This window comes from Bradyrhizobium sp. Ec3.3, assembly GCF_000472925.1.
Lineage (GTDB): Bacteria > Pseudomonadota > Alphaproteobacteria > Rhizobiales > Xanthobacteraceae > Bradyrhizobium.
In genome coordinates, this window is the sequence record NZ_AXAS01000056.1 from 45,852 (window position 1) to 59,423 (window position 13,572).

Sequence of the window (13,572 nt, forward strand, 5' to 3'; positions counted from 1 at the left end):
GAGAGGTCCCACGTGACGCCGAGATATCCGGAGCTCCGCGGCCGACGCGTTCTCGTGACCGGCGCAGCCAGCGGGATCGGCTATGCCACCGCGTGCCGTTTCGTCGCCGAAGGTGCGCGCGTGATTGCGCTCGACGTCGATACAAGGGCTCTCGCCGCGAGCTTCCCGAGATCCTCTGAGAGCGTCCATCCGATCGTTGTCGACGTAGCCGACTATGGCGCTATGAAAAAGGCGTTCGGCGAGATCGAAGCGCGCTTCGGCGGCCTGGATGCGGCGTTTGCCAATGCCGGCATTAGCATCAGGCATGCGTTCCTCGACATCACGATCGAGGAGTGGCGACGCGTGGTCGACGTCAACCTGCACGGTGTCTTTCATACCGCGCAGCTTGCGGCGCGTTCCATGGTCGCCTCCGACGGCGGGGTCGTGATCCTCATGGGATCCACCAACGGAATGAGCGCGCATCCCTACTACGCGGACTACAACGCGACCAAGGCAGGCGTGATCCTGCTGGCCCGCACGATGGCGCTCGAATTGGCGCCGAAGGTGAGAGTGAACGCGTTGTGCCCTGGCTACGTGCTGACGCCGATGCAGCGCGCCGAATACACCGATGACATGCTCGCCGCCGTCAATGCGAGGATTCCGCTGCGGCGGCACGCTGCGCCGGAAGAAGTGGCCGCGCTGGTCGCGTTTCTGGCGTCCGACGAGGCTGCCTACATCACGGGACAGCACATTCCGATCGACGGAGGCGAAACCGCGTGAATTGGCGGTGAGGGGGTGTGACTGACGCGGCGTCGAAACGAAAAAAGAGAGAGCATGGGAGGTTGTCGCACATGACGAACAGCACCTTGATGACGAGATTGCCCGGCGCGGAAGAGCTGTTCTCGCGAAGCAGAGACAGTGTGAGAACCTTCGATCTGCCGGAGAATCTTCGAGGATATTCCGTGCTCGATCCGGGCGCCGTGCTGGACCGCGGAACACAGGAGGAAATCTATTCCGTGCTGGTGCCGGTCACGACATCGTCGTTCGGGGCAGACATGACGCCCTATTGGGCGGGGCGCCGGGACCAGGGCTATTTCAGCCGGCTGGCCGAGTTCATCTTCGTTGCCGATGCGGAAGACCAGATCGTCGGCTGGACCGGATACTCGGTTCTGAAGTTCGAGGGCTACCAGAACATCTACATCGATTCCTCGGGCATGATCCCGTCAAGGCAGTCCCGGGGGATCATGCGGGCGCTGTGGGCCAAGAGGCTGGTCAACATTGCCTTCGCGCACAACAGGTCGCCGCGACTGTTCGTTTCGGCGCGAAGCGAGAGCCCGATCCTGTACAAGCTGTTCTGCGGCCTGGTCGGACGAGACCGCGTCTACCCGAACGTGGGCGGGGCATTGCCGGAACACATCGTCCGTTGCGGGGCGGATCTCGCAGCCTGGCTCGGCCAGAGCGCGATTCTGGAGCGGGAGCGCCTCATTGTTCGTGGCGCCTATGCGAACCTCGACGCCCTCTACGATGAGCTTCCGTCCACCGGGGACCAGGCGCTCGATCGCCTCTTCCGGGAGGAGCTTGGGCCGCTTGATGCGTATCTGCTGGTCGGCGAGGTGGCTTCGCCGGGAAAGCCTTCGTGAGCATGCGTGATCGTGTGACGTGATCGGGCAAGGATACTGACCGTGGAAAGCGCTCTGCCGAAAGTGTCGTCGATATGCTATTCGGTCGGTGAGATCCGGCCGATCGAAGCGCTGGTCGCGCTCGGCATGGCCGACCAGAACACGATCGAGTCGCTGGCCGCGCGGGGAATCCAGAATTTTTGCGAGGACTGCCGCCCGGCGCACGACATGTGCACGTCATGCATTGCGGGCACGCTGGCGGAGTCCGGGCTGCAACCCGCCGACATCGGCGCCGTCGTGCTCGGGCACTCGATGGCGAAGTGGGATCTCAAGGAAGAGCAGGCGTTCCTGTCCGCGCTTGCCGCGATGGGGTTTTCTCGGAGTCAGATCTTCGGCGTCTCGATGCAGGCCTGCACCGTCGCGAATGCCGCGCTCGATCTCGCGCGATTGCTCGTCTCATCGACCTCCGGACCGAAGAACGCGCTGGTCATCATCTTCGGGAAGGATAGCGAGGGAAATCGCCTGGCGCCGCAGGCGGCGACGCTGTTCAGCGACGGCGCGGTGTCCTGCATCGTCTCGCCCGGCTCCGGCACGCTCGAGATCGTCGGCGCCGCGAGCCTCACGGATCCTGCGCTCGCGGCGCTGGAATGGTCGGAGCCCAACTTTCCGAAATATCTTGTTTCGGGCGTGATGTCCCTGCGCAAGGTCTGCGAAAGCGTCTACGCGCAGGGCCGGATTTCGGCACGCGACATTGCGGCCGTGTTCGCGACCAACGGCAGCTCGATCTATCTGCAGATGATCGGCTCCGCGTCCGGTGTCGCCGACAAGCAGGTCTACCGGGAGAACCTGCCGCGCTATGCCCACGTCTACGGCTGCGACAATCTGATCGGGATGCGCGATCGGATGCTCGCCCAGGACTTCAAATCTGGCGAGTACGTCATCTCTGTCGCCTGGGCTCCCAATGTTGCCAGTGCCTGCCTGCTGCGCCGCGTCTAGCAGGTATGATGGTGAAGCGAACATGAAACACTGGACCGAGAAGGAAGAGCTGATGGCATCCATCTGGACCTCGGTCTTGGGACAGGCCATTCGGTCGCCCGAGGCCCAGTTCCTCGCGCTGGGTGGGTCCTCGCTTCTCGCCATGCAGGTCGCCGCCGAAGCCGCCGACAAGTTCGGACGACCCGTCAGTGTTGCGGACGTGCTGATGAGCACCACGCTGAGGGAACTCGTGTCCGTGATCGAGATCGGCAAATGAGGCAAATGAGGGTGTGCCTAGCCGCAGGATAAAATGTTCTTCGCAGATGCGTTTGGTGGAGCTTCGACATGTTGGATCCAGAGCTCGTTTTGGCCGCGTCAGTTCAGCCCAGATACGACTTTTCGGATCCCGTGAAGGTCCGGCAGCAGATCGCCAAGCTATCCGCGGCGTTGAAGGCTCAAGGCTATTGGCGCGTCGAAGAGCAGGGCATCGGTTGCGAGGATGTCTCCGTCGCGCACCCGGACGGAACGACGTTCGCGGTGCGAATTTACAAACCGAACGCTAGGAGCCGCGCGGCGCCCGCAATCGTGTTCTTTCACGGCGGCGGCTTCATGGTGGGCGATCTCGACTTCGAGCACTGGCGCTGCCTGAAGTGGGCGGCAGGCACCTCGAGCGTCGTCGTCTCCTGCGACTATCGCCTCAGCCCGGAGCACCGCTATCCGGCCGCCGTTGAGGACTGCTACGCATGCCTGCTGTGGACCGCGGATCGTGCGAGCGACATCGGCATCGATGCCGGCCGTATCGCTGTGGCCGGCAGCAGCTGCGGCGGAGGGCTTGCCGCCGCCACGGCTCTGCGCGCCCGCGACGAAGGCGGTCCGCCCATTCTGTGCCAGACGCTGATCTACCCGGTGCTGGACGATCAGATGCAGACCGCTTCGATGCTGGCCTTCGTCGATACGCCGGGCTGGGACAGCAGGAGTTCGGTGCACATGTGGAATCACTATCTGCCTGAAGCACGCGTCGCTGGCGTGCCGCCCTATGCGGCGCCTGCGCGCGCCAGCGATCTGTCGGGCCTGCCGCGGACCTATCTCATGACGGCGCAGATGGATCCACTGCGCGACGAGGGGCTCACCTATGGCGTGAGATTGCTGCAGGCGGGCGTGCCGACCGAGATTCACAATTTCGCGGGCGCCTTCCACGCGTTTGACGCCATCGCATCCTCGTCGCTGGCTCGGCGCGCCCTCGACGAGCAGATCTCCTTCTTCCAACGCGCATTCCATCGCGAGCCGGCCAATTCGCAGCCCCGAGGGTAGGTCATGGATCTGGAGCCGCTGATCTCGCTTGCCGAACGTCCGAACCAGGCTCTCGCGCGGCAGGTCAATGGCGGCATCATCGTCGTCGACGGAAACAATGTTCGCGAGCACAGCGTGGGTGAGCTCGCGCGGGACGTCGATCATGTCATGGCGTATCTGAGCAGGGGCGGGCTCGAAGCTGGAGACCGGGTCGGAATCAGGGGACCCAACTCCTATGAATGGCTGGTGCTGGATCTGGCTCTCGTCTCGCTTGGCTGCATTTCCGTCTGTCTGCCGAGCGAAGCGCCCGAGTTCGACGCAGTGCCCATGGCCTCGCTGATCGAGACGCTGCATCTCGCGGTGATGTTCCAGGCCCCCGACGGCACGACCGCGTTGTCGCAGCCCCGTGTCGTCGATCTGTCCAAGATCCTGGGGGCCCATCCGCCGGAGCTGGGGATCGGCGACAAGACCGGATGCCAGACCGTCTCGCCGACGCGGGATGTGTTTACGGTCGCCTTCTCCTCGGGCTCGACCGGCAGGCTGAAGCGGCTCCCGATCTCGTGGACGACCAATCTCAAGCACATAGAGGCGTTCAGCAAGGCGTTCGATCTCGACGAGAAGGACCGAATTCTCGTGGTCCTGCCGTTCTCCGCCTTCCAGCAGCGGCACCTAATCCACTGCGCCATCTGGTATGGATGCAAGGTCGTGTTGGCGCGGCTGGAAAACTTCCTGAACGCGCTGCGGCACGGCAGGCCGACCTTCATGCTGGGAACGCCGAGCTTCTACGAAATCGTCGAGCAGCGTTTCAAGCTGCTGCCGGCCTGGCGTCGCCTCGGCCTTCTGGGGTTATCTCGCGCTGGAAGCATTCTCCCCGACGGGCTGCGCCGGTTATGGCGCGCGAGGTTGTTCGACGCCTTTCACCGGCTCTATGGCGGCGACATGCGGATCATGTTGGTTGGCTCTGCACCCGTGAAACGCTCCACCCTTGACCTGTTCAGGCTGGCTGGCTTTCCCCTGTTCGAGATCTACGGCATGACCGAGGCCGGCTGGATTGCCTGGAATCGCCCGGGCGCCAACAAAATAGGAACCGTTGGCACAGCAGCCTTTCCCAAAGCCATTCGCATCGCCGGCGACGGCGAGGTCCTGGTGTCGTGCCGCTGGAATCAATGCACCTCGTATGAGGTGTTCGAGGGGGAGACCGTCGAAAGCAGCATTTTCGTTGGCGCCGACACCTTGGCGACAGGAGACGTCGGGGCCCTCGATGGGGATGGTTACCTGACCATATCGGGCCGCAAGAAGAACGTAATCGTGACGGCCGGGGGTGTGAAGGTCTCGCCGGAGGAAATCGAGGAAAAAATCGCGGCCTTGCCCACGGTGCGGCACGCAATCGTGTTCGATCATCCGAACATGCCGTCGCTCGCGGCGGCGATCTGGACGGTCGGTGACAACAGAGATGATCAGAGGCTCGCGGTGCAGGCGCTCACGGGCCTCAATGCCGCGGCGCTGCGGAAGACGCCGGTGCTCGGAATCGTATTTCCGACAATGGCGCTCTCGCTCGAAAGCGGTCTGCTCACCCGAAATCTCAAGGTCGATCGGACCGCCGTGCGACGAAAGTTTTGCGATGATTTGCGCTCGCTCGGTACGGCGCTGAATGCGCCGTGAAAGTGGCGGCGCATTTTGTTTATCGCCTTCGGGTGTTATCTGGTGTGCATTCTATCTAAGATAGAATCATCCCGACGCTGGGATGAAGCGCTGGATGTGCGCCAATCGTTGAGGACATCGCAGCACGATGAAAATAGCCATCATAAACACCGGCGGGACGATAAGCTGCGTCGGCACACCGCTCGCCCCCATGTCGGCGCAGGCGTTCGCCAAGGCCTGCAAGACGCTGATCGATGAAACCATCATCGTCCAGGATTACCCGAACACGGAACTGCACTACGCCGTGGACGTGAAGTTCCCGGAGTCGTCGACCGGGACGCTGGACAGCACAAATCTTCAGCCGACGGACTGGTGCATCATCGCGAGCTACATCCTCGATCACTATGCCGATTTCGACGGCTGGGTGGTCCTCCATGGCACCGACAGCATGGATTTCACCGGCACGGCGCTGCCGTTCCTGCTGTCGGTCTTCACCGATCGCGGCGTCACCACCGCGCAATTGAGCAAGCCGGTCATCATCACCGGCTCGCAACTGCCGATGTTCTATCAGGGGCCGAACGAGAAGGAGCCGTCGGCGCTCGCCTACAACACAGACGCATTTCAGAACTTCTGCGGCGCGATCGCCGCCGCCCAAAGTGGTATACCCGAGGTCTGCGTCTATTTTCAGAACCAGCTTTACCGGGGAAACCGCGTGCTCAAGACCAATGCCAGCGAGTTCAACGCCTTCTCGTCGCCGAACTATCCGTCGCTCGGCGAATATGGCATTCAGTTCGAAATCCTGTTCGAGAACATCCTGCCGCCGCCGGTCTCGAACGGCGTCAGCCTCGATGATGCGACGGCGCGAAACTCGGCCATCCAGCAGCTCAACTACGTCGCAGCAAACATCAACAATTTTCCGGTGATGCAGTTCAACGCGTTTCCGGCCTGGTACGCGTTCAACGACAGCACCAAGACCTGTTCGGGCCTGATCGCGAACCTCCTCAACGCCTGCGTAACAAGCGGCATCAAGGGATTAATCCTCGAATCCTACGGCGAGGGCAACTTTCCTTCGGGCAACCCCGACAATCCCTCCGGCGGCGCCGCCTATCAGGCACTCGCGGCGGCCAATGCCGGCGGCGTGGTGATCGTCGACTGCACACAGGTGATTGCCGGCGTCGTCAACGACAATGCCTACGCGGCCGGCGCCTGGCTGCCCGCGGTCGGCGCGCTCAATCCCGCCGACATGACGCCGATGGCTGCCTTCGCCAAGCTGATGATCCTGCTCACCACAGCCGGCCATTGGAAGTGGACGGCCGCCCAGGTCAAGATCTTGATGCAGACCAACCTGCTCGGCGAGATGATGAGCGTCAACAAGCTGGACAGCCGCGTCAATCCGTTGCTGCTGGCCAATCAGACCCTCGCCGCCCTCGACGGCAGCGCGACGCTCAGCAACGATCCGGTGGCCGGGCCGGTGCTGTGCGACTCCACTGGCACGCAATTGTGGGCGGCGATATCGCCGGCTCCTCCGGCCGACCAGTTGCCGGGACGTCTCATCATGCAGAACGACGGCAATTTGGTGTTCTACAGCCGCTACAACGCGCCGATGTGGGCGACCAACACCGGCGTGAGCACCGGAGCCTCGTCGATGCTGGTGTTGAGCGGATCGGCAGGCAAGCCAGCCGATCTTGCTCTCCTGGTCTACGACTACGACCACAACGCTGTGACCAAGACCTTGTACCAGCAGAAATAGGCTTGTCCCTCACAACCGGGTTCGGAGGAAACCGATGACCAGCAGACCTTTCGTTCGGCGGTTCAAGCTCAGCGGCCGGATCGCCGCGGAGGACCAGTTCCATAAGATCAGATTGTCGGGGCGCGCGCTCGAAGCGCCCGACGAGCATTTGATCCCGCCCACGATCGTCAATGTGAACATCACCGTGCCGCCGGGGACCGGCACCATCGGTGTCCCGCAATACGGTCCCACGGTCGTCGGCGGACCGGCGGCCGGCTACGATCCGCCCGGCGATTGCGGCGGCAACTACATGTCGTACAAGTTCCAGGCCAACAACAACTGCTACGCCTATGGCTGCAACATCTCCACCAACACCTTTCCGCAACCCGGTCGCCAAAGCGGATTCTTGCTGACGGCGGCGAACTTCCAGACGTCGGTGGCGGCGCTGGGCCAGACCGTGAGCTCCTACGCCGTGAAGGACGGGCTCGTCTTCGTCGGGACGGCAACGACGGATCTCACCGGCTTCAAGTCGTCCCGCCAAGGCGCGGCCCTCAATGGTCATTTCGTGGCGCTGATGGTCTCGCCGGCTGGCGATCAGAACTGGCCGGGCGACTATCATTGGGCCCGCTGCGACAATTCCTCTGGTCCTTGCGATTCATGGTCGCAGAAGGACGGCGGCGACCAGGTCACCAATTTCGACTTCGCCGGCCAGCCGATCACGAACCCCGCGACAGCCAACTGGACGGTCAACCAGGGACCGCTCTCGCAGGCTCCGAACAACAACCAGGATCTGGTGGTGGACTACCAGTTCTATTGTTTCATGTTCGTGCCGGCCAGCGGCGTGAACATCATCTGATGATAAGAAGGATGCCTTGGGCCGGTCCGGGCGAATTGAACTGGCGATAGTTGACGCGTGGGCCGATCGCGTCGTCTGGTGAACGAGCCGGCGTTCTTCGCAACGTCGTCTCGCTCCTTTTTTATTCTGCCGTGCCGGCGCGACCTGAAAGCCCAAAGCCGGCCTGTTGCCCCAACAAAGTTGCTTCGGCCTTCGTCTCACGATGCATGCCGGAGCAAGGATTCCTCGAGCTTGGTGACGAGCACCTCGCTCTGCGCGGCTTTGATGCGCTCCGCAATCTGCTCGACGATCGTGCTTGCGAACTGCCGCACCGTGGGCGCGGAGAAGAGGCTGCGCACGGGGACGCGTAGGCCCAATTCGCTGTAGACGCGCGCGATGATGCGCGTCGCCATCAGGGAGTGCCCTCCCAGCCGGAAGAGGTCGTCGTCGACGCCCACGTGCTCGAGGCCCAAGAGCTCCGACCAGTACGCGGCAAGCATTTGCTCGAGCGGCGTCGCTGCTGCCTCGCGATCGTCATCCTCGCGATAGCCCGCCATCGGTGCGCGCATCAGCGCTTCCCGGTCGAGCTTGCCGCTTGGCGTCAGCGGCAGTCGGTCGATACAGATGATGGTGGCCGGTATCATGTGCTCCGGAAGCCGCGCGACCAGCCGGTCGCGGATCCGGCTGGTCTCGCTCATCGGCGGGTCCGTGACGATGAATGCAACGAGACGCTTGGTGTCCGCTGATCCTCCGACCACGACCACGGCGGCCTCGACGACGTTGTCGATGTCCGTTAGCACCAGCTCGATCTCGCCGGGCTCGATGCGGTAACCCCTGATCTTGATCTGGTGATCGTTGCGTCCGTGGAATTCGATGCTGCCGTCGGCGAGACGTCGCGCGAGGTCGCCCGTGCGGTACATCTTTGCGTCCTCGTGCCCGCTCCAAGGATCCGGCAGGAAGCGCTCCGCCGTCTGCTCGTCGCGGTCGAGATAGCCGGACGCCAGGCAGGCGCCGGACACGTAGAGCTCGCCCATGACCCCGATCGGAACGGCCTGCCGGAAACGATCCAGCACGTGAACGGCCACATTGGCGATCGGCGCTCCGATCGGCGGCAGCGGCGGCCAGGACCGCGGCGGTCCCTTTAGCACATGCTCGCTGACGACGTGGGTTTCGGTCGGGCCGTACTGGTTGCGCAACGCGCAGTCGCCGAGCCGATCGAAGAGCTGGACGATCGCGAGCGTAATGCGGAGCTGCTCGCCCGCGGTGATGATCTCGCGCAGGGGCGGCAGCGCCCCGTGGCCCATGCGCGATGCTTCGGCGAGCTGCTGAAGCGCGACGTAGGGCAGGAAGAGCCGCTGCACCTGGTGCGCGCGCAGACAATCGAGGAGCTGGTTCGGGTCGGCGCGCACTGCATCATCGACGAGGACCAGCGCGCCGCCGCTCGTCCATGTCGAGAAGATCTCCTGAAACGAGACGTCGAAGCTGAGCGAGGAGAACTGCAGCGTGCGGGTCCCGGCGAGGCATCCGGTGTTCGCATTCTGCCACTGGATCAAATTCGTCATCGCCCGATGGGGCATCATCACCCCCTTGGGACGTCCGGTCGAGCCGGAGGTATAGATGATGTAGGCCTTGGATTCTGGAGACAAACGTATCCGGAGATCCCTGGGCGACTCCTTGAGCCGGGCGGGATCGCCGGCCGCCAGCTTGAGCACGGGCGTCGCCCCTGCCGGATCGGAGGCGCCGGGTTGGCGGATCAGGAGCGATGCACGCGAGTCTGACAGCATGAATGCGCGGCGGGCCGCCGGATAGGACGGATCGATCGGAACATAAGCCGCGCCGGCCTTCAAGACCGCGAGCACGGCAATGAGCATCTCCGGACTGCGCGGCATCGAAATCGCCACGTGATCATCCCTGGCCACGCCGAGATGCGCCAGATGCCGCGCCAGCCGGTTTGCGCTGTGATTGAGCTCGGCGTAGTCGATGACGCGGTCGGCGGTGATGATCGCGGGTTGCTCCGGCGTGCTGCGTGCCTGGGCCGCAACCCACTCGACCACCGTCGCATAGGGCGAGTCTGCCGTCGCGGTGCCGCGCGAAGCCGCCGCGAGGTTGGCCTGCTCGACTGCCGTCAGGATCTGCAGCTGCCAGATCCGGCAATGCGGATCGGCCGCCGCGTGTTCCAGTAGCGCGCGCAGCTGATGGATCATGCGATCGATCGTCTCGGGCTCGAACAGCTCGGCGCTGTACTCGATACCGCCGGTCAGGCCGACGCCGGTTTCGATCAACGTCAGCGTGAGGTCGAACTTCGAGGTCCCGACCGATGGCGTCGTCGTCGGATCGGGCTGGGTCGGCTCCATACGCTGCCAGGCTTCGGCGTAGTCTCGCAAGCTGTCTTCGGTGCCCGGAATGTTCTGCAGGACCAGCATGACCTGAAACAGCGGATTATGATTGAGACTGCGCGCTGGCTGCAGCTCCTGGACAATCTTCTCGAACGGCACGTCCTGGTGCTCGGCGGCTTCCATCAGGACCCGGTGCGCGCTCGCGACCAGCTCGGAGAATGTCGGGTTGCCAGACAGGTTGTTTCGCAACACCATGGTATTGGCGAAGAAGCCGACCAGCGCTTCGGTCTCGACCTGTGTGCGGTTTGCGATCGGCGAGCCGACGACGATGTCCTCCTGCCCCGACAGGCGCATGAGCAGGACGTTGAAGGCGGCAAGGAGAACGCAGAAGAGCGTGGTGTTGGCCTGGCGGGCGAGCGCGCGCAGGCTGTCTCCGAGCGGCTGCGGCAGCGAGAACCAGCGGCCGCTGCCGCGATGGGTTTCGACCGCCGGGCGCGGATGGTCGGTCGGCAGGTTCAGAAGCTCAGGTGCGTTCTCGAGCTGTCGCCGCCAATAGCTCATGTGAGATTCGAGAAGGCTGCCGGACAGCCAGCGGCGCTGCCATCGTGCGAAGTCGGCATATTGCACGGGGAGCTCGTCGAGCGGGGAGTTTCCTCCCTCCCTGAACGCATTGTAGATCGCCCAGAATTCCCGGGTCAGAATTCCGAACGACCAGCCGTCGAACGCGATGTGATGGATGATGATGGAGAGATAACTGCCGGCCTCGCCCGCACGAATGAGGCGCGCACGCAGCGGTGGCCGGCGGGTGAGATCGAACGGCTTCTGCAAGTCCTCGATCACCAGCCGTTCGGCCTCTGCCTCACGCTCGTTGACCGGCAGGTGCGTCACGTCGACGACCGGCAGGGCGACCGTCTGCACCGGGCCGATGATCTGCTGTCCAAGTCCGGCGACCGACGGAAAAGTCGTGCGCAGGATCTCGTGCCGGCGCGTGATCTCGGTGAGGGTACGCCGGATCAGCTTTGCGTCGACGAGCGTGCCGAGAGGCACCATCACGAGCATGTTGTAGACCGTCGAGGCCGGCTGAAACTGATCGAGAAACCAGAGCCGTTCCTGCGCGTAGGACAAGGGTGCGCGAGAGCGCCGCGGTCCGGGCGGGGCGCGGCGGATGCGGCCGAAATGCAGCGGCTCCGGCTCGCCGGCTCCGGCCGAATCCGCCGGCGCGTCGTCGGTCTCGGAAATGCTGGCGCCCGCGGCCTGGACGGCCTTTGCGAGCTCTGCGATGGTCGGGGCNTCGAACAGGCGGTGGAGCTGGAGATCGATGTGGAAGGTCTCGCGGATTCGCGAGATGACCTGGACGGAGGTGACGGAGTTGCCGCCGCGGTCGAAGAAGTTGGCGTTGACGTCGAGTTGCGGGCGCTTGAGCACCTCGGCCCAGATGCGGGCGATCACCGCCTCGACCGCGTTGCTCGGCTTGTCCGCCTCNTCGGGNTCGGCAAGCGCGAAGGCAAGCGGCAGCTTGTCACTGACCTGGATGCGGCGCGGCACCAGGCCTGCCGGCAGGCGCTCGCTGGCGTAAGCGAGCAACTCCTCCTCGCCGATCCTGCGTCCGGCCTGCGGCACGACGGACGCCGCAAGCCAGCGCTCCTCGCCCTGGTCCTGCACCCAGACGGTTGCCTCCTGCAGCGCCGGATGTTGCCGCAGCAAGGCCTCCAGCCGTTGCGGGTCGCCCCGCATCCCCTGCAGCGCGACGAGCCGNTCTTNGGCGCCGATCAGCTCGATGCGGCCGTCGGCGCGGCGCCGGCCGATCAGCCCGGTCCGATAGAGCCAGCCGCCCGGCGCGAACGGATCGCTCACCAGNGCNTCGCCNANNGCGGCACTCGGCTGTCCGACCATCGCGCCGCCGACATGGATCGTGCCCCACACATCCACCGCCTGCCGCCGCATCCGCGCGTCCAACACCTCGATCGCGCAGCCGGCAAGCGCCTCGCCGATCACCGCCTCTGGTGCCTCGAAGGACAGCGTGGCGCAGCAGGGCAGGGGACNGGTGCCCCACAGCCCGATGATCCGTCGCTCCTTCCAGCGCTCCAGCGCGGCCGCAAAGCAGGGCAGTCCGACGATCACGAGCGTCGCCTCCTGCGGCACGTCCTCCGTNGCCAGCTTCGCCAGTCTCTCCGGCCGCACCAGCACGTGGCTTGGCACACGATCCGAGCGCATCGTTGCAAGACGCGCGGCATCNACCAGCGCGACGTCGGCGCCGGCGGCGAGCGCTGCGGTCTGTCCGAGCCGCCGCAGGCTCTCGTCGCCGTCGTCGAGCACGGCCAAAAGACTGCGCCGCTCGAGCTTCATCGCGGTGGCCGCCGCCCGCGCTGCCAGCGCCAGCGCCGTCCTGTCGCCGCCGAACGGCGCCATCGCCTCGACCAGCTGTGGCTCGATCGCCGAGGCCGCCCGGCGCGCCGGCTGCGTCTCCTCCGGCAACAGCAGCGGCAACTGCCAGAGCGGCGTCGTCGCATCCGCGGCGGCCGCCACCAGCATGCGCAAATAGCGCCGCAACAGGCGGCCGATGGTGCGATGGCCGAACAGGTCCGTCCGGTACTCGCAGCTTCCAACCAGAATCCCGCCGCGCTCGGCCAGCGACAGCGTCAGGTCGAACTTCGAGGTGCCGACCGAATGCGGGGGATCGCGATCCCAGGCGGGCTCGGCGATCTCGACAGCCGCATCGGCCGATCCCGCATCCGGCGTGTTCTGCAGCACGAAGGCCACCTGATAGATCGGGCTGTGGCTCAGGCTGCGCCGCGGATGCAACTCGGCCACGAGCTTCTCGAACGGCAGGTCCTGGTGCTCATAGGCCCCGAGCGTGACCTCCCGCACCCGGTCGATCAGCTCGGCGACGCTGAGCTCGGCCGAGACCTGCGTGCGCAGCGCCAGCATGTTGACGAAGAAGCCGATCAGCGCCTCGAGCTCGGCGCGGTTGCGGTTGGCGATCGGCGAGCCGACCACGATGTCGTGCAGTCCGCTCATCCTTGCCAGCAGCGCCTTGAACACCGCCAGCAGCACCATGAACAGGGTCGCCTGCCGTTCCCGCGCCAGCTCGCGCAGCTTCTCGGTGACGCGCGGCCCGACCGTGAACATCTGCACCGCGCCGCGATAGCTCTCCATCACCGGACGCGG

9 protein-coding genes are annotated in these 13,572 nt (G+C 64.6%); 8 read left to right on the plus strand and 1 reads right to left on the minus strand.

Annotated features, from left to right (window positions below; translation table 11 throughout):
- Nucleotides 1-12 precede the first annotated feature (12 nt).
- From YUU_RS0136345 to YUU_RS0136380, 8 genes are all read left to right on the plus strand, one after another.
- Nucleotides 13-759 (plus strand): SDR family NAD(P)-dependent oxidoreductase, encoded by a 747-nt coding sequence (locus YUU_RS0136345; RefSeq protein WP_027526737.1) that lies wholly within the window; start codon nt 13-15, stop codon nt 757-759.
- Between the two features lie 71 nt (nt 760-830).
- The gene (locus YUU_RS0136350; protein ID WP_051390079.1) at nt 831-1,619 is read left to right on the plus strand and encodes a GNAT family N-acetyltransferase; all 789 of its coding nucleotides are present in this window, start codon (nt 831-833) and stop codon (nt 1,617-1,619) included.
- A gap of 42 nt (nt 1,620-1,661) precedes the next feature.
- Nucleotides 1,662-2,594: a hypothetical protein gene (locus YUU_RS55400; RefSeq protein ID WP_027526739.1), complete on the plus strand. Its 933-nt coding sequence runs from the start codon at nt 1,662-1,664 to the stop codon at nt 2,592-2,594.
- A 22-nt stretch (nt 2,595-2,616) separates the two neighbouring features.
- The gene (locus tag YUU_RS0136360; RefSeq protein ID WP_027526740.1) at nt 2,617-2,850 is read left to right on the plus strand and encodes a phosphopantetheine-binding protein; all 234 of its coding nucleotides are present in this window, start codon (nt 2,617-2,619) and stop codon (nt 2,848-2,850) included.
- A gap of 68 nt (nt 2,851-2,918) precedes the next feature.
- Nucleotides 2,919-3,884: an alpha/beta hydrolase gene (locus tag YUU_RS52895; RefSeq protein WP_051390080.1), complete on the plus strand. Its 966-nt coding sequence runs from the start codon at nt 2,919-2,921 to the stop codon at nt 3,882-3,884.
- Between the two features lie 3 nt (nt 3,885-3,887).
- Nucleotides 3,888-5,525, plus strand: coding sequence for an AMP-binding protein (locus tag YUU_RS52900; RefSeq protein ID WP_035664348.1), 1,638 nt, complete (start codon nt 3,888-3,890; stop codon nt 5,523-5,525).
- A gap of 127 nt (nt 5,526-5,652) precedes the next feature.
- Nucleotides 5,653-7,254: an asparaginase domain-containing protein gene (locus YUU_RS0136375; protein WP_084801711.1), complete on the plus strand. Its 1,602-nt coding sequence runs from the start codon at nt 5,653-5,655 to the stop codon at nt 7,252-7,254.
- A gap of 34 nt (nt 7,255-7,288) precedes the next feature.
- Nucleotides 7,289-8,089 (plus strand): hypothetical protein, encoded by an 801-nt coding sequence (locus YUU_RS0136380; RefSeq protein ID WP_027526742.1) that lies wholly within the window; start codon nt 7,289-7,291, stop codon nt 8,087-8,089.
- 197 nt (nt 8,090-8,286) lie between these two features.
- Here the strand turns inward: YUU_RS0136380 and YUU_RS52905 are convergent, their stop codons facing one another.
- Complete coding sequence (locus YUU_RS52905) at nt 8,287-13,560, minus strand: non-ribosomal peptide synthetase (protein WP_051390081.1); 5,274 nt, start codon at nt 13,558-13,560, stop codon at nt 8,287-8,289.
- Nucleotides 13,561-13,572: the final 12 nt, after the last annotated feature.